Consider the following 16,762-nt stretch of genomic DNA (forward strand, 5'->3'; position numbering starts at 1 on the left):
CGCCTCAGTCCGTTGCTTCGGGCAAGGAGATGCGCAGGTACCGGACCGAGCGCGCGTCGTCCGGTGACTCGCCGGCGTCGCGGCGCTGGATGTACGGCGCGAACAGTTGCTCGATCGCGGCCTCGAGTGCCTCCGCCTCGGCCGGGGTGACGACCAGCTGCGTGTTGGCCGATCCGGCCAGCCGGCTCCACTCCGGCTTCAGGTTCGGCTCGGTCTCGACCAGCCATTGCTGGGCCGACTCGAGCGCCTGGTTCATCAGCTCGGCACGCAGCAGCCGCGCGGCCTCGGCGCCGTCCGGGGTGTCCGGCATCTCGAACCGGAACCCGCGCGCGACCGCGTGCCACCAGCGCTGCCGCCGGTCCGACCCGCTCGGCGGCGGCCCGTCCGCGACCAGTCCGAACCCGGCCAGATGCCGCAGATGCCAGCTCGTCACCGACGGCGAGGCGCCGACGTACTCGGACAGCTGAGTCGCCGTCGCCGGTCCGTTTTTCTGCAGGTAACTGAGCGCGGCCAACCGCACCGGATGCGCCAACGCCCGCATCGCCTGCGGATCGGTGACCTCGAAATCACCGTACGGATTCCTGAGAGACATGTTTCGAGAGTAATCTCTCAGATCTCCGAACAGCAAGCTCTGGGTACCGAATAGGCCGCTCGGTGCCCGGGGGCGTCCCCGTGGGTTTGGTCAAGCGGATGTTGGGGTGCCCCAAACCGGTTTGGGGCTGGTTGTGTACGTGGAGTGGGGCGGGTTGTACTCCCGGGATAGGCGGTTAGGCGCCCCAAACCGGTTTTGGGGGCGTCCGGTGCTTGTGACTGATCCGTGGGTGGGTTCGGCGTGGCTGAGCGGCCGCGCGGCCGGTTGGACACGGAGCGCTCAACCCGCTCCCGCCATCCCCGGCACACCGCCAGCCCGAGGGACGTCGCTAGGTGTGCGCTGCGCGGCATAGGTGCTGCGTGGGGTAAGCGGTGCGGGGATATCTGCTCGCGTTGTGGGTTCTCCACCCGCGTACCGGTGGAGGACCCACAACAGCAGTGGATATCCACCGGTGTGGGGGTGGAGGGTTCAGACGGTGCGGAGCCAGATGTTGGTGGTCAGGTCCGGGTGCATGCCGACGGCGGTGTAGAGGGCCAGTGCTGGTGTCGGGTTGTGGGTGTCGACGTGGAGGATGGTGCCGGCGCGGCCGGCGGTGGCGTCGGTGGCGAAGGCGGTGCGGAGGAGGAACTTGGCCAGGCCGCGGCCGCGGGCGGACGGTACGACGGCGAGGCGGCCGACATACCCGCAGTTGTCGGTGCTGACGAAGTTGTCGTTGCACTCGGTGACGCCGACCGGTTGCCCGTCGAGCTCGGCGATCGTCACCTGCGACCAGTCGAAGGTCGAGCGGCTCTCCCGCGACGCCACCCATTCTTCGTACTGTCGCGGCAGCGCGGTCGGTTGTTCCGCGAAGGCTTCCATCAGTACGGCGTGTGCTGCCCGGCGACTCGCTTCATCGAGAGCGCCGCGCCGTACGACGACCTCGTCCGGCGCGGCAGGTGCCGGCACCGCGCCCTCGAAGGTGATCCGCATCCGCTGCACCGCGGTGTCGACCGCATACCCCCGCCCAGCAACCACTTCCGCCAGCCGCTCGTCCTCCTGCACCACGCCAACCCGAACCACAACACCCCGCCCACGACCTGCCTTTTGTTCGGCTTGGTGGAGTAGCCAGTTGAGGATGAGAGGGGTGTCGCTCAGGATGTCGACGTTGATGAGGGACGCGTCGGAGTTGGCGACCGCAGTAGCCGATCCGGCGAACTCGCCCGCCGCGTCGAGGACGACCCAGCCGTCGGTGGCGAGGTTGATGGCGGGGTCGCGGAGGTAGTTCGCGACGTCCTCCGCGCTGTGCTTGGCGAAACCGAGCAGGGCGGTGGTGTACGCGGCGGACCGCTCCGCGACCAGCGCTGCATCCGTCAGCCGCATCGGTCGCGCGGTGTACCCGTCCGGCAGCTTCATCCGACCACCAGCGTCATCCGACGACCAACCTCATCCGACGGGCAGTTCGCGGCGCCAGACTTCCATGACCAGGACGGGCTGCATGCCGACGGAGGTGTAGACGCCGAGGGCCGGGGTGGGGTTGTTGGTGTCCACGTGGAGGATGGTGCCGGTACGCCCGGCCGCCGCGTCCAGGGCGAACTGGTCGCGGAGCAGGTACTTGGCGAGCCCCTTCCCGCGAGCCTTCTCCAGTACGGCGAGCCGACCGATGTACCCACAGTTCTCGTCCTCGACGAACTGATCCGTGACGGTCCGCATCGCAACGGGCTCGCCGTCTTGCTCCAGGATGGTCAGCTGGGACCAGTCGAACGCCGAGAAGTTCTCCTGCGCCGCCTGCCATTCCTCGAACGGTCGCGGCGTGAACCCGAACTGCCCGTCGAAGGCAGCATTCAGTACGGCATGCCCGACCCGCTGACTCGCCTCGTCCGGAGCGCCGCGCCGTACCGTGATCCCGGCCGGAACCTCCGGTGCCGCGACCGCGCCGGCATGGTCGATCCGCATCCGGTGGAAGACCGTCCCGCGCACGAACCCGTACCCCGCGAACCGATCCTGCCGCGGCGCGTCGGCCTGGTACACGACGACGTCCAACTGCACCGACGCCTGGCCGTACGTACGCCCGAGCTCGCCCGAACGCTCGACGAGCCGGTCCAGCAGCCAGCGCTCGACGGCCACATCATCGGTGAGTACGTCCAGCTCCAGCTGCCGGCGATCGCCCTTGCCGAACAGCCAGCCGAATCCAACCAGGCGGTCGCCCGCGTGTACGAGCCAGCCGTCCTGCGCCGGATCGAAGTCCGGGTCGGTCAAGGCGTCCGTGACGTCGTCGAGGGTCCAGTCGGCGATGCCGATCACGGAGATGTTGTACGCCGACGCGAGATCGAGGATCGCCTGCGCGTCCTCCTTGGTCGGCGGCCGGACGGTCAGGCCTTCAGGCAGTACGGCGGTCATCCACGCATCGTCCTGGACAACCGCCGCACGGGCCAACTGATTAACGCCCACCAGCCAACCGGCCAAGCCGCACGAGCCGGCCGATCAACAGGCCTTGTCCCACTCCGATTCACACGCGGGCGCGGCCTGCCGGAGCGTGGTGACGGCGGCCGGCGGCGCCTGGTCGGACCAGGACGCGAGGGTGATGCCGACGGCGTCCTCGACCGAGCGTGGGCTGTCCAGGTAGTTGTTGCTGATCATCGAGAACACCAGCTTGCGGCCGTCCTTCGTGCTGACGTAACCGGACAGCGACGTGACGCCGGTGAGCGAGCCGGTCTTGGCGTGCAGGTTGTTCACGGCCGGTGTGTTCAGCATCCGGCTGCGCAGCGAGCCGCCGACCATGCGGTTCGGGTTGCCGGCGATCGGCAGCGCGTCGTACCACTGCTTCCACCAGGACTCCTTCTGCGCTCCGATCAGGATGTCCGTGATCGAGTCAGCGGTGACATTCACCTTGCGGGACAGGCCGGAGCCGTCGGAGAGGCGGATGCGGTCGGTGTCGACGCCGAGGCTCTTCGCGTAGTTCGTCACCACGTCCAGCCCCGCCGGCCAGCTGCCGTCGGCTTCGGCGACCGCGCCCATCGTCTTGACCAGGGTCTCGGCGTGCATGTTGTTCGACAGTTTCAGGAACGGTGTCATCAGTTCGCCGACGGTCATCGACTCGTCCCGGGCCAGCCGGGTCGCGCCGGCCGGGGTGCCCGCGTTCCGGATTCGGCCGCTGACCGAGATGCCCTGCGCGGCCAGCGCGCGGCGGAACACATCGGCGGCGTACAGCTCGGGCTCCCAGACCGTCACCCATTCCTGGTCGACCGATGCGCCGAGCGGCAGCGAGCCGCTCACCCGGACGACGTTCGTGCCGTGATCGCGCTCGACGCTCAGGGTGTTGGACGATCCGGCCGCGCCGGTGGTCGCGGTGTTGACGAGCTTCAGCGCGCCGGTCGCCGGGACCAGGTTGAGCTTGAGCGGTGCGCCGGCGGCGGCTCCGGGGCGGCTTTCGACGATTGCCGTACCGGAGTCGTAGTCGGTGTTCGGCGCGAGCGTCAGCGCGGAGATCTGCGCGCTGTAGTAGTACGTCTCGTCGTCCCAGGACCAGGTGTCGCCGAGGCGTACGTGGTCGAAGTACGTATCGTCCGCGATCAGGTTGCCGTCGACGCGGCGTACGCCCGCGGCCTTGAGCTGCCTGGCCAGGCCGATGTAGTCCGATTCGAGAGCGGTCGGGTCGCCGTACCCCTTCAGGTAGAGGTCACCGCGCAGCTTCCCACCGCGGACGGGTGCGGTGGCGAGTACGTCGGTGTGGAACCGGTACGACGGGCCGAGCGTGTGCATCGCGGCTGTCGACGTGAAGAGCTTGGTGTTCGACGCGGGCAGCAGGCGTTCGCCGCCGTTCCGGTCGTACAGGGTCTCGCCGGTGGTCGCGTCCCGGACCACGAGGGCGACCTGCGAGCCGTCGTACCGGCGGTCGTTCAGCAACCCGTCCAGGCGTTGCTGCAAAGCGGTCTGTGCGGCGGCGGTCTGCTTGACGGCGGTCTGCTTAACGGCGGTCGGGGCGGCGACCGACTGACCGACCACGCCACCGGCCACGGCCGCGACCGCGGTCACGGCGGCGATCATCCCGCGCCCCGACACTCTCGGTAAATGACTCACGAGACACTCCCTCAATCCAGGCGGAAAACAACTAGCGGGAGTCTCCACCTCCAGGCGCCGCCGGTCCAGGGATTGGCGCGATCGAACTCTCGCGTTTCAGGTGAATCGATGGAAAAGTTGGTCGAACAGGTACCGCCCCGACCTGAGGAGTCCTAGTGATCCGACGCCTGCTAGCGGCCATTACGGCCGTACTCAGCCTCGCAACCGTCCTGTCCGTACCGGCACACGCCGCGGCCGCCGGAGCGGTCTTCCCGAGCGAGATCATCGGCGAGGACTTCCCCGATCCGGATGTCTTCCAGCAGAACGGCACCTGGTACGCGTACTCGACCAACAACGGCCGCGGCACCGTACCGGTCGCGACTGCCCCGAGTGCCAACGGCCCGTGGACGATCCGCGGTGACGCGATGCCGGGCGGTCCGTCCGCGGCGTGGGCGCAGCCGGGCCGCACCTGGGCGCCGGACGTCTACCCGAACTCCGACGGCACGTACACGCTCACTTACACCGCCTGGCACAAGGCGTCCGGCCGGCAGTGCATCGGCGTCGCGACCGCAACCTCGCCGCTCGGTCCGTTCCAGCCGGTCGGTACGGCGCCACTGATCTGCCCGCTCGATCAGGGCGGCGCGATCGACCCGAACACGTTCGTCGCGAACGACGGCACCCGGTACCTGGTCTGGAAGAACGACGGCAACGCGGTCAGCAAACCGTCCACGCTGTGGCTCACCCAGACCACGAACAACGGCAAGACGCTGGTCGGCGGCAACACCGCGATGCTCACGTCGAGCGGCATCATCGAGGCGCCGGATCTGGTCCAGCGGGGGAGTCGGTACGTGCTGTTCTTCTCCGGTGGCGGGTACAACGACTGCAACTACCTCACGTCGTACGCCACCTCTAAGAGCCTGACCGGGCCCTGGACGACCGCATACCGGCCGTTGATGACAACCGCGACCTTTGACAACCACGTCTGCGGACCTGGTGGCGCGGACTTCGTTGGTGACAAGGTGTTTGTGCACGGCTGGGTCAACGGTTCGCGGCACTTGTACGTCGCGGATGTCGGCTGGGCCAACGATTATCCGGTCGTCCGTGGCAGCCGGGTCCGCACCGAAGCTGAGCGCGGGACGCTCAACCACTGCGTCGTACGCGCCAACGCCGCCGGTGCTTCGGACGGCAAGGTGGTCGCGTACATCGACTACGCCGACTCCTGGGTGCAAAGCTCGGTGTACGCACCGGTCGCGGGCGGTTACACGCTGCACGTCGGGTACGCCAACGGGTCGGCGTCGACCGCCAGCCACGGTCTAGTTGTCAACGGCAACAACGCCGGCTCGGTCAGCTACCCGGTCACCGGCTGGGACAACTGGCATGAGAGTTCCGTACCGGTCACGCTCAACGCCGGCTGGAACACGATCCGGCTGACAAAGGGCACCTTGTACGCGGAGGTCGACTACCTCGAACTGCAGTAGCCCGGAATAGCCGGGGAACTGTCCGCACGACCCCGTACTCTCGTACTGCACCAGCAGGACGGACGGGGAGCACGAAACAGGCAATGGCGAAACCACCAGAACAGATATCCGGCGACCGGCGGCGACGACCGGTGTGGCTGGACCTGCGCCGTACCGGTCGCGGCCTGCAGGCGATGCTGTACGGCGGTCTCGCGTCGCTGATCTCGCTCGTGGTGACGTTCTGGCTGCTCCCGCAGGTCAGCAGTGACGGCCGGCTGCCGATCTTCCGGCTGGTCGTCCTGCTCGCGGTGTTCTCGGTGCTGATGCGCTGGGTGCTGGCCGGCGTCGCGGTGCTGATCGGTTCGGTCGGCGTACTGGTCGGCGGGCTGCTCTCCCAGTTCGCGGTCGTCTACCTGGGCATCACCGTCGATCCGGGCGTCCGGCTGCACGGCGGGGTCGAGACGCCCTTGCTGGTCTCGATCGTGATGTCGTCGGTCAGCGCCTTCGTCGGCTGGATCGCGTACGCGGGCAGTGACGATGCGTACGTGGCCGAGGTGATGCGCGTGGTGCACCGCCGGGCCCGCCGGATCCAGGCGGCGCCGAAGACCGGGATGCTGATCATCCAGATCGACGGCCTGTCCGCTCCGCTGCTGAACTGGATGGTCCTGGCCGGCAACCTGCCCAATCTCGGCGGCTGGATCCGTGACGGCAAGCACTCGATGCTGTCCTGGCACACCGGCGTGCCGGCCACGACCCCGGCCAGCCAGGCAGGCATCCTGCACGGCGGCTCGAAGCACATTCCGGCCTTCCGGTGGTACGAGAAATCGACCGGCCGGGTGATGGTGACGAACCGGGGCCGCGACGCCGCGGAGATCGAGGCGCGGATGTCGACCGGCCGCGGTCTGCTCGCGGACGGCGGCGTCAGCATCAGCAACAACTGGTCCGGCGACGCCGACAAGTGCGAGCTGGTCTTCAGCCGGGCGTCCCTGCCGAACAGTCGCAGCCGTGGGTACGTCCGGTTCTTCTCCAGCCCGCAAGGTGCCGCGCGCGGGCTGGTGCTGTGCGTCGCGGAGATGATCAAGGAACTGCACCAGGCCCGTCGGCAGCGCGTCCGGCACCTGGTACCGCGGGTGAAGCGCGGCGGCGCGTACATCTTCCTGCGCGCGATCACCAACGTCCTGCTCCGCGACCTGAACGTCTCGCTGATCACCGACGAGCTGGTGAAGGGCACGCCGGTGATCTACTGCGACTTCGTGGACTACGACGAGGTCGCGCACCATGCCGGGCCGACCCGCGCCGAGTCACTGCAGACGCTCGAGGGGCTGGATCGCGTCCTCGGCGCGTTGCAGCGGATCATCGACATCCTCCCGCACTCGTACGAGATCGTCGTGCTGTCCGACCACGGCCAGAGCCAGGGATCGACGTTCCTGCAGCGGTACGGGCGGACGCTCGCCGAGGTGGTCGACGACCTGGTCGACACCACCAAGGAGCCGGTACAGGCGGTCGGCAAGTCGGAGGGCTGGGGACCGGTGAACGCGTTCCTGACCGAGCTGAGCATGCGCCGCAGCGTGGCCGGCTCGGTCACCCGGAAGGCGCTGCACGGCAAGGCGCGCGACGGCGAGGTCGAGCTCGGACCGAAGGACTGCGAGCCGACGGTCGCGCCCGACGAGCAAATGGTCGTCACCTCGTCCGGCAACCTGGCGCTGATCTACCTCGCGACGACGCCCGGCCGGGTGCCGCTGGAAGAGATCGAGTCGATGCACCCGAAGCTCATCCCGGGCCTGGCGACCCATCCCGGGATCGGTTTCGTCGTGGTCGACTCGCTGGCCGAAGGACCCGTGGCAATTGGGCGGGCCGGCGTACACGTCTTGCGGACCGGCCGGGTGGAAGGTGAGGACCCGCTCACGCCGTACGGCGAGCATGCGACCGCATCGATGCTCCGGCAGGCGCAGATGCCGCACAACGGGGACCTGGTCGTGGTCAGCCGGCTGGACGAGTACACGCATGAGGTGGCGGCGTTCGAGGAGCTGGTCGGGTGCCACGGCGGCATCGGCGGCTGGCAGACCGATGCGGTCCTGGTGCACCCGAGCCGTTGGGTGCTGAACGAGGCTCCCGTAGGCTCCGACGCGGTCCACCAAGTGCTGATCGGCTGGCTGGAGAAGCTCGGCCACCGCAAGGGCCTGCAGGATCCGGTCGAGAAAGTGGAGGTCTGACGCGTGCGAGTCACCTGGTGGGGGCACGCCACCTCCACAATCGAGGCGGACGGTACGCGGCTCCTCACCGACCCGGTGCTGACCTCGCGGATCGCGCACCTGCGCCGGCGCCGCGGCCCGGCGCCCCGGCCGGAGGCGGGTGACTGCGACGCGGTGCTGGTTTCGCATTTGCATGCCGATCATCTGCACTTGTCCTCGCTGCCGTTCATCTCGCCGGAGGCCGCGCTGGTCGTGCCGCGTGGCGCCGCGAAGCTGATCCACGCCGACAGTGGATCGCAGTACTCGGACCGCTGCATCGAAGTTGCTCCGGGCAACCAGCTTCGGATCGGCTCGCTGGACATCACCGTCGTCACGGCGCACCACGACGGGCGGCGGCTGCCGTGGTCGGCGTACGAAGGTCCGGCGGTGGGGTATCGGGTCGACGGTGCGCCGAGCGTGTGGTTCGCCGGAGACACGGATCTGTACGACGGGCTGGCCGCGGAGGCCGGTGCGGTCGACCTCGCGCTCGTGCCAGTGGGTGGCTGGGGGCCGTCGCTCGGTCCCGGTCATCTGGATCCCGTGCGCGCGGCGGAAGCCGTACGCCGGGTGGGCGCGTCGACCGCGGTGCCGGTGCACTTCGGGACGTTCTGGCCGATCGGTTGCGACTGGCTCAAACCGGAGTTGTTCCTGCCACCGGGGGACAGGTTCCGGACCGCGATGGCCGAGGTGGACCCGGCGGTGAAGGTGGAACTTTTGACACCCGGCGAGTCGATCGAGGTGGCTGCGTGAGCGGCGACGCAAAATTCGATCTGTGGTACTTGTTCGCGTTGGCCGGGGCGGTGTTGATCGGGGCCGTGCTTCCGGTGCTGCCGACCGGCGCGGCCGTTTCCGCGGGGGCGGTGCTCGCATCGCACAGCAATCCGATCGGGCTGGTCGGCGTGCTGATCGCGGGCGCGGCCGGGGCGTACGTCGGTGATCTGATCGTGTACGCCGGATGCCGTTTCGGCGGGGAGCGACTGGCCCAGCGGATCGGGTGGTTGCGTGACAACGCCTCGCTTGACGCGCTCCGGGTCCGACTGGCCGAACATGAAATCACCGTGCTGCTGACCTCCCGGTTGATCCCCGGTGGCCGGGTGCCGGTCTTGCTGGCCGCCGGCCTGGCCGGGTACCGGTGGGAGCGGTTCGCGCTGGTCGACCTCGCCGCGTCGTCGTTGTGGGCGGGTGTCTACATGGCGATCGGTCTACTCGGCTACGCGCTGTTCGACGAGCCGTGGCAGGGCGTGGTGGCGGCGATCGTGCTGGTCATCCTGACCACCGCGGTCAGCTCGCTGATCCAGCGCGCCCGCCGCAAGCGATCCGAGGCGCGGGCAGCCGCGGAGTCACACGCCGAGTAAGCCGCGGAGTCACACGCCGAATGGTGCGTTGCGGAGGAGCTCGACTGCCTCTGCCTCGCCTTCCAGTTGTACGTCGGCGACCTGCTGCCGGCCGAAGCAGAACAGCACCAGCTCAGCCGGTTCGCCGACCACGGTGACGGAGCCGTTCTCATTCGGCCGCTTCGCGACGGCCGCGGTGCCGTCCGGGCGCGCGACGACCAGGCCGGTCGGTGACTTGCGGGTCATCGTCTTCGCGGCCAGCCGGATCGCTTTCCACAGGCCGTCCTGCTGCTCATCGGGCAGGGTCCGGACGTCGTACGTGGGCTGGGCGCGCCGTACGTCCTCGTGGTGAACGAAGTACTCGGTCGTGTTCAGTTGGTGACCGAGCTTCGGCAGCGCGTAGATCGAGACCGGCGGGGGACCGTTGCGCACTTTGTCCACCACCTCGGCGTAGCTGAACCGTTCCTTGATCCGCTTCATCCGCCGCTCGGTGGTGTCCGCGAGCGCCGGAATCATGATCCCCGGCCCGGCGACTGGGTCGGCCTCGCGTACGTACAGATGAACCGCCAGGTCGTAGGCGTCCCAGCCATCACAGAGCGTCGGCGCCGCGGGCCCGACCTCGTCAAACAAGTCACACAGTGCGAGTCGCTCTACCCGGCTGTAGTCGGTCACATTCTCGATCGTAGTTGTCGGAGGGGAATGGCAGAATGTCAATCGTTGTCATGCCTGTGTCCCACGTATGCACCTGACCTGCCTGGAGTGTGTCTTGCCTGTCCCGAAAGTCCCCGACAAGGGCAGCGTCACCCGGCGGGGGTTCGGGGTGCTGCGGGTCGCGATCTGGGAGGAGCCGGGCATCTTCGCGCTGGCCGCGCTCGCCAGCATGCTGTACGGCGCGATGACGGTGGCCGGCGGCTGGGCGCTCGGCTGGTCCACCGACCACCTGATCCGGCCCGCGTTCGAGCGCGGCGAGACCACCACCGGCGCGCTGATCGGGCTGATCTCGCTCTTCATGGGGATCGCGATCCTGAACGCGATCGGCGTGGTCGGGCGGCGGCTCGGTGCCGGCATCATGCAGTTCCGGTTGCAGGCGACGTACCGGCAGCGGGTCACCCGGCAGTACCTGAAACTCCCGCTCGAGTGGCACCACCAGCACTCGACCGGGATGCTGCTGTCGAATGCGAACGCCGACGTCGAGTCGACCTGGTTCGTGATCGCGCCGCTGCCGATGGCGATCGGCGTGGTCGCGATGCTGGTGTTCGCGACGATCGCGATGTTCGCGGCCGACGTCTGGCTGGCGCTGGTCGGCTGCCTGGTGTTCCCGCTGGTCTTCATCGTGAACGTGATCTTCCAGCGCTACCTGCAGCCGCTCGCGACCCGGGCGCAGCAGCTGCGGGCGGACGTGTCCGAGGTGGCGCACGAGTCGTTCGACGGCGCGCTGGTGGTGAAGACACTCGGCCGGGAGGCCGCCGAGACAGAGCGGTTCCGCGCGCCGACGTACGCGCTCCGGGACGCGAACATCGCGGTGAACAAGGCCCGCGGCCTGTTCGACCCGGTGATCGACGGCCTGCCGCGACTCGGGGTGCTGGCGGTGCTGCTGGTCGGCGTCGGCCGGGTCCGGTCCGGCGGCGCGGACGCGGGCGACGTGGTCCAGGTGGCGTTCCTGTTCACGCTGATCGGCTTCCCGATCCGGGCCCTCGGCTGGGTGCTCGGTGAACTGCCCCGATCCGTCGTCGGCTGGGACCGGGTGCAGCGGGTGCTGACCGCGAAGGGCGGGATGGAGTACGGCGAGGCGCGGCTGACCTCGGCGAAGGCGGCCCGGCTGCAGGTCGCGGGCGTCCGCTTCGGGTACTTGCCCGACCGCGACGTACTGGCCGGCGTCGACTTCGCGATCGAGCCCGGCCGGACGGTCGCGGTGGTCGGTCCGACCGGCGCGGGCAAGTCCACGCTGACCACGATGCTGACCCGGCTGGTCGACCCGGAGCAGGGCGCGGTGAAGATCGACGGCATCGACCTGCGGGAGCTGGCCCGCGACGAGCTGGCCGGTTCGGTCGCGCTGGTGGCGCAGACCGCGTTCCTGTTCGACGACACGATCCGCGGCAACATCACGCTCGGCGGTTCGTACACCGACGACGAGGTCTGGGCCGCGTTGCGGATCGCGCAGGGCGAGTCGTTCGTGCGGGCGCTGCCGGAGGGCCTGGACACGAAGGTCGGTGAGCGGGGTACGACGCTGTCCGGCGGGCAACGACAGCGGATCGCGCTCGCGCGGGCGCTGGTGCGCAAGCCGCGGCTGCTGATCCTGGACGACGCGACCAGTGCGGTCGATCCGCAGGTCGAGGCGCGGATCCTGGCCGGGCTGCGGACCGCCGTTCAGGACGATTCCGGTGCCGCGACGACAGTGCTGGTGATCGCGTACCGGAAGGCGACGATCTCGCTCGCGGACGAGGTGCTGTTCCTCGACGAAGGGCGGATTCAGGCGCACGGTACGCACGCCGAGCTGCAGGCGGCCACGCCCGCGTACCGGGATCTGGTCGACGCGTACGAGCAGGACGCCGAGCGGCGTGAAGAAGAAGCGGCTGAAGAGCGGGATCTGGACGCGGAAGGGGCGACGGCGTGAGCGCCGCGGAGGCAAGCCGGCTGGACCACGGTGACAACGCGGGTGGTCTGCAGACGCTCAAGGACGGGCTGAAGGTCTCGCCGGAGCTCGCGCGCGGGTGGTGGCTGACCGGCATCCTCGCGCTGACCATGACCGCCGGGCGGATCGTCGTCCCGATCGCGGTGCAGCAGACGATCGACAAGGGCCTGTCCGGGCCGGGCGGTCCGAACATGTCGTACGTCGCCTGGATGTGCCTGGTCTGCGCGGTCGGCGTGATCCTGACGGCCGGAGCGTCGTACCTGACCACTGTGCGGCTGGCGATCAACTCCGAGTACGGGCTGGCGACGATGCGGATCAAGGCGTTCCGCCACGTCCACGACCTGCCGGTGCTGACGCAGAGCACCGAGCGGCGTGGCGCACTGGTCAGCCGGGTCACGTCCGATGTGGACACGGTGTCGCAGTTCCTTCAGTTCGGTGGGTTCATCTTCCTGGTCAGTCTTGGGCAGATGCTGCTCGCGACGATCGTGATGTTCTTCTACTCGTGGCAGCTCGCCCTGGTCGTACTGATCTGCTTCTTGCCGCTGTTCGGCAGTTTGAAGTACCTGCAGCGGGCGATGTCGGCGGCGTACGGGACCGTCCGGGCGAAGGTCGGCGAGATGCTGTCCGCGATCGCGGAGCCGGTGGTCGGGGCGCAGGTGGTCCGCTCGTACGCGATCGAGCAGCGTACGCAGGACCGGATCGACGGGTCGATCGAGGCGTACCGGAAGACGTCGACGAAGGCGCAGGCGCTGACCGGCGTGACGTTCTCGATCGGTGGCCTGGCGGCCGGTCTCGCGAACGCGGGCGTGCTGACCGTCGGCGTGTTGCTCGGTGTGGACAAGCAGGCGACGCTCGGTGAGCTGCTCGCGTTCATGTTCCTGGTCGCACTGTTCTCGGACCCGGTGCAGATCGCGACACAGGTGCTGACGGATGCGCAGAGCGCGTTTGCCGGTTGGCGGCGCGTACTCGGCGTGATCGCGACTCCGGCGGACGTGGTGGACCCGGGCGAGACGGGTGTGAAGCAGGCTCGGGGGCCGATCACGGTCGAGTTCGCGGACGTGGATTTCGCTTATCCGGAAGGGGATCTGGTCCTGCGGGACGTCGACGTACGGATCGAACCGCACCGGCGGGTCGCGGTCGTCGGCGAGACCGGGTCGGGGAAGACGACCTTCGCGAAGTTGTTGACGCGGTTGATGGACCCGACGTCCGGCGCGGTCCGGCTGGACGGAGTGGACGCCCGGGAGATCTCGTTCGGCTCGCTGCGCGAGCGGGTCGTGATGGTGCCGCAGGACGGGTACTTGTTCGACGCGTCGCTGGCCGAGAACGTACGCTTCGGCCGGCCCGAGGTGACGGACGCGGAGCTGGTCACGGCCTTCGACTCGCTCGGTCTGACCGACTGGCTGGAGTCATTGCCTGACGGGTTGAACTCGCCGGTCGGCCAGCGGGGCGAGTCGTTGTCGGCGGGGGAGCGGCAGCTGGTCGCACTCGTCCGCGCGAACATCGCGGACCCGGATCTGCTGGTCCTGGACGAGGCGACTTCGGCGGTCGACCCCGGTACCGAAGTACGCGTCAACGCGGCGCTTGAACGGTTGATGGCCGGGCGTACGTCGGTGACGATCGCGCACCGCCTTTCGACCGCGGAGGCGGCTGACGAGGTGCTGGTCTTCGACGACGGCGAGGTGGTCGAGCGCGGCCCGCACGCCGAGCTGGTCGGTGCCGGCGGCGTCTACACCCGCCTGCACGACAGCTGGATCGCCCAACGCTCCGCCCTCTGACCACCGCACCGCCCTGACCACGGCACCGCCCTGACCACGCGCTGCGCTCTGACTGTGCCAGCGGGTTGGTCATGAAAGTGGGGAGGCCTGCACCCCGGTAGCGGGTTGCAGGCCTCCCCAGTTCGCCCCAGCTCCGGGGTGTTACGGGGTCGGGGCGGCGCCGTTCTCGTGACCGGCACCCGGCTGGGGTACCAGCAGGAACTCGACACCGCCCTTGTCGTCGACCGCGGCGTCCAGGATCTTGTCATCCAGGGCGTTCGCGGCGTTGTGCTCGAGGAACACCCGCGCGCCGGCCTCCTCGACCACCTGGTCACCCGGTTGCGGTGCCTCGGTCGTGGTCACCGCGAGCGCCGGATCCGCCGGATTCTCCTGCGAGATCCGTACCCCGGCCCCCTCCGGCGCACCCTCGACCCCGGTGATGCTCTTGATCACCAGCGTCGCGTTCTCAGTCAGGGTCAACACAGCCCACTCCATCCGTCGGTTATCACTAGCCCCCGCCCCGTGCCCCCCTCCCCAAACCCCAAACCCCACCCATCCCCGCCACTTCCCAGTGGTCCCGGAAACTGGGGGATGGATGGTGTGGGATGGGGGGATGGTGATTGGGATGAGTGTGGTGGGTGTGGGGGAGTTGGGTGAGGTTGTCGAGGTGTTGCGGGGGTGGCAGGCCGAGGGGTTGCCGTTGCAGTTGCATCCGGGGGATTTGGGGTGGTTCTGGCGGTTCGGGGGTGAGCGGACGGCGGCGGCGACGCGGGTTTGGCGGCGGGGCGGGGAGATTGTCGCGGTCGGGATGCTGGACGAGCCGGACTGGGTACGGATGGCGATCGCGCCGGATGCGCAGCGTGATGAAGAGCTCGCGGAGCGGATTGCCGCTGATGTGGCGGATCCGGCGAAGGGCGTACTGATCGAGGGGAAGGTTTTCGTCGAGACGCCGATGGGGGCGCTGGTTCAGGAGCTGCTCTTCAAGGAGGGGTGGAACGCCGATCAGCCGTGGATTCCGCTCCGTCGGGACCTGACCGATCCGGTGCCGGACCCGGGCGTACGCGTGGATGTGATCGGGGCGGAGGAAGCGCACGAGCGGGCCGGCGTGCAGCGGGCGTCGTTCGACGGGTCGACGTTCACGAACGATCGCTGGTTCGCGATGGCGGACGGTTTGCCGTACGAGGACGCGCGGTGTCTCGTGGTGCGGAACGAGCTCGGAGAGTCGGTTGCGGCCGCAACGGTGTGGTCGGCGGGCGCGGGGCGGCCGGGGTACATCGAGCCGATGGGGGTGCACCGGATGCACCGCGGGCGCGGGTACGGGACCGCGATGGTGCGGGCGTGCGCAGTGGCGCTGCGGGAGCTGGGCGCGTCGAGTGTGTACACGTGTACGCCGGCGTTCAACGACGGCGCGATCGCCACGTACGAGGCCGGCGGGATGACGCAACTACCGGAAATCCGCGCCCAGTACCGCAGCGCCTGAACCGACGTGCACGAGCCGGCGCGCCTGAACCGGCGCGCCGGAACCGTCCGGCCTCGCGACGCGTGCGCCGGGCCGGCTAGCTCGCCGCCTCGTCGGCGGCCCGGAGGACGCGCAGGATGTTGCCGTTGGCAAGTTTTCCGAGGTCGGTCCGGCTCCAGCCGCGGTCGGCCAGGGCCTGGAACAGCACCGGGTACGACGCCACGTCCGGCAGCTCGACCGGGAACTCCGGGCAGCCGTCGTAATCCCCGCCGATCCCGACGTGATCGATCCCGGCCACCTCGCGGACGTGTTCGACGTGTTCGACCACGTCCGCGAGCGTCGCCTCCGGCCGCGGCCGCCCGACCAGCGCTTCCACCTCGGCCCGATTCTCCGGACCGTGCAGCAGCAGCCCGGCCTCCTTAGCCTTGGCCACCGCCTCGTCCACCCACTCGGCGTACGCGACCGAAACGAACGCCGGTACGAACGTGACCATGCATACGCCGTCGTTCCGAGCGAGCGTCTCAAGCACGTCATCCGGCGCATTCCGCGGTACGTCACACACCGCTCGCGCCGACGAATGACTGAAGATCACCGGCGTACTGGTGACGCGCAGCGCGTGCCGCATCGTGTCCGCGGAGACGTGCGAAAGATCGACCAGCATGCCGATCCGATTCATCTCCCGGACCACGTCCTCACCGAACGAGTTCAGCCCGCCGAGCACCGGCTCATCGGTCGCCGAGTCCGCCCAGGACACGTTGTGGTTGTGCGTCAGCGTCATGTACCGGACGCCGAGCGCGCGCATCACCCGCAGTACGCCGAGGGACTCGCCGATCGAATGGCCGCCCTCCATACCCATCAGCGACGCGACGCGGCCGGCCTTCATCGCGGCCTCCACCTGGTCGGCTGTGGAGGCCAGCTCCAGATCCGCGGGGAACCGCTCGACCAGCCGCCGGACGAAGTCGAGCTGCTCGAACGTACGGCGGACGGCGTGCTCGTCCTGCGGCACCCACAACGACCAGAACTGGCCGCCGACCTGCCCGGCCCGCAGCCGCGGCAGGTCGGTGTTCAGCGTCGGCACCGGCCCGGCCAGATCATGCGCGTCCAGGTCGTACTGGCAGAGCTCGTAGAACGCGATCGGCAGGTCGTTGTGCCCGTCGATCACCGGATACTCCCGCAAGACTTCCTCGCTCCGCGTCATCCGGTCATCTTCGCAGTTCGAGACCGCGTTCGAGACAGTGGTCGGGACCGTGGTCGGACCGCTGCCCCGG

14 protein-coding genes are annotated in these 16,762 nt (G+C 69.0%); 7 read left to right on the forward strand and 7 right to left on the reverse strand.

The window, feature by feature from the left end; all coding sequences use genetic code 11:
• Positions 1 to 4: 4 nt before the first annotated feature.
• The 4 genes from ABD260_RS04315 to dacB all read right to left on the reverse strand — a co-directional run bounded on the left by ABD260_RS04315 (position 5) and on the right by dacB (position 4,648).
• A complete protein-coding gene (locus ABD260_RS04315) occupies positions 5 to 592 on the reverse strand; it encodes an ArsR family transcriptional regulator (protein WP_344231985.1) in 588 nt (195 codons plus the stop codon).
• Positions 593 to 1,060: 468 nt separating this feature from the next.
• Complete coding sequence (locus ABD260_RS04320; protein WP_344231986.1) at positions 1,061 to 1,984, reverse strand: GNAT family N-acetyltransferase; 924 nt, start codon at positions 1,982 to 1,984, stop codon at positions 1,061 to 1,063.
• Between the two features lie 30 nt (positions 1,985 to 2,014).
• On the reverse strand, positions 2,015 to 2,968 hold the full coding sequence (locus ABD260_RS04325) for a GNAT family N-acetyltransferase (RefSeq protein WP_344231987.1): 954 nt from the start codon (positions 2,966 to 2,968) through the stop codon (positions 2,015 to 2,017).
• An 84-nt stretch (positions 2,969 to 3,052) separates the two neighbouring features.
• Positions 3,053 to 4,648 (reverse strand): D-alanyl-D-alanine carboxypeptidase/D-alanyl-D-alanine endopeptidase, encoded by a 1,596-nt coding sequence (gene dacB, locus ABD260_RS04330; protein ID WP_344231988.1) that lies wholly within the window; start codon positions 4,646 to 4,648, stop codon positions 3,053 to 3,055.
• A 155-nt stretch (positions 4,649 to 4,803) separates the two neighbouring features.
• Between dacB and ABD260_RS04335 the strand changes: the two genes are divergently transcribed.
• From ABD260_RS04335 to ABD260_RS04350, 4 genes are all read left to right on the forward strand, one after another.
• Positions 4,804 to 6,105, forward strand: a complete 1,302-nt coding sequence (locus tag ABD260_RS04335) for a family 43 glycosylhydrolase (protein WP_344231989.1) — start codon at positions 4,804 to 4,806, stop codon at positions 6,103 to 6,105.
• Between the two features lie 83 nt (positions 6,106 to 6,188).
• Positions 6,189 to 8,297 carry an alkaline phosphatase family protein gene (locus tag ABD260_RS04340; RefSeq protein WP_344231990.1) on the forward strand — a complete coding sequence of 703 codons (2,109 nt, stop codon included), beginning with the start codon at positions 6,189 to 6,191 and terminating at the stop codon, positions 8,295 to 8,297.
• Between the two features lie 3 nt (positions 8,298 to 8,300).
• Positions 8,301 to 9,065 carry an MBL fold metallo-hydrolase gene (locus ABD260_RS04345; protein WP_344231991.1) on the forward strand — a complete coding sequence of 255 codons (765 nt, stop codon included), beginning with the start codon at positions 8,301 to 8,303 and terminating at the stop codon, positions 9,063 to 9,065.
• Positions 9,062 to 9,670, forward strand: a complete 609-nt coding sequence (locus ABD260_RS04350) for a DedA family protein (protein ID WP_344231992.1) — start codon at positions 9,062 to 9,064, stop codon at positions 9,668 to 9,670. Before ABD260_RS04345 ends, ABD260_RS04350 begins: the two co-directional genes overlap by 4 nt.
• Before the next feature lie 9 nt (positions 9,671 to 9,679).
• Here the strand turns inward: ABD260_RS04350 and ABD260_RS04355 are convergent, their stop codons facing one another.
• Positions 9,680 to 10,321 (reverse strand): TIGR03085 family metal-binding protein, encoded by a 642-nt coding sequence (locus tag ABD260_RS04355; RefSeq protein WP_344231993.1) that lies wholly within the window; start codon positions 10,319 to 10,321, stop codon positions 9,680 to 9,682.
• A 94-nt stretch (positions 10,322 to 10,415) separates the two neighbouring features.
• On the opposite strand from ABD260_RS04355, the gene ABD260_RS04360 reads away from it, so the two are divergent.
• Positions 10,416 to 12,263, forward strand: a complete 1,848-nt coding sequence (locus tag ABD260_RS04360) for an ABC transporter ATP-binding protein (protein WP_344231994.1) — start codon at positions 10,416 to 10,418, stop codon at positions 12,261 to 12,263.
• Positions 12,260 to 14,056, forward strand: coding sequence for an ABC transporter ATP-binding protein (locus ABD260_RS04365; protein WP_344231995.1), 1,797 nt, complete (start codon positions 12,260 to 12,262; stop codon positions 14,054 to 14,056). The genes ABD260_RS04360 and ABD260_RS04365 overlap by 4 nt, the downstream gene beginning before the upstream one ends.
• Before the next feature lie 141 nt (positions 14,057 to 14,197).
• On the opposite strand, the gene ABD260_RS04370 is transcribed toward ABD260_RS04365, so the two are convergent.
• Entirely contained in the window at positions 14,198 to 14,518 is a 321-nt protein-coding gene (locus ABD260_RS04370; protein ID WP_134098608.1) for a Fe-S cluster assembly protein HesB, read from the reverse strand.
• A 142-nt stretch (positions 14,519 to 14,660) separates the two neighbouring features.
• Here ABD260_RS04370 and ABD260_RS04375 point away from each other — a divergent pair, with 142 nt between their 5' ends.
• A complete protein-coding gene (locus tag ABD260_RS04375) occupies positions 14,661 to 15,515 on the forward strand; it encodes a GNAT family N-acetyltransferase (protein WP_344231996.1) in 855 nt (284 codons plus the stop codon).
• A gap of 76 nt (positions 15,516 to 15,591) precedes the next feature.
• Here the strand turns inward: ABD260_RS04375 and ABD260_RS04380 are convergent, their stop codons facing one another.
• On the reverse strand, positions 15,592 to 16,692 hold the full coding sequence (locus tag ABD260_RS04380; protein ID WP_344231997.1) for a dipeptidase: 1,101 nt from the start codon (positions 16,690 to 16,692) through the stop codon (positions 15,592 to 15,594).
• Between the last annotated feature and the right edge of the window lie 70 nt (positions 16,693 to 16,762).

The sequence above is a fragment of the Kribbella hippodromi genome (assembly GCF_039531045.1).
Classification (GTDB): Bacteria; Actinomycetota; Actinomycetes; order Propionibacteriales; family Kribbellaceae; genus Kribbella; species Kribbella hippodromi.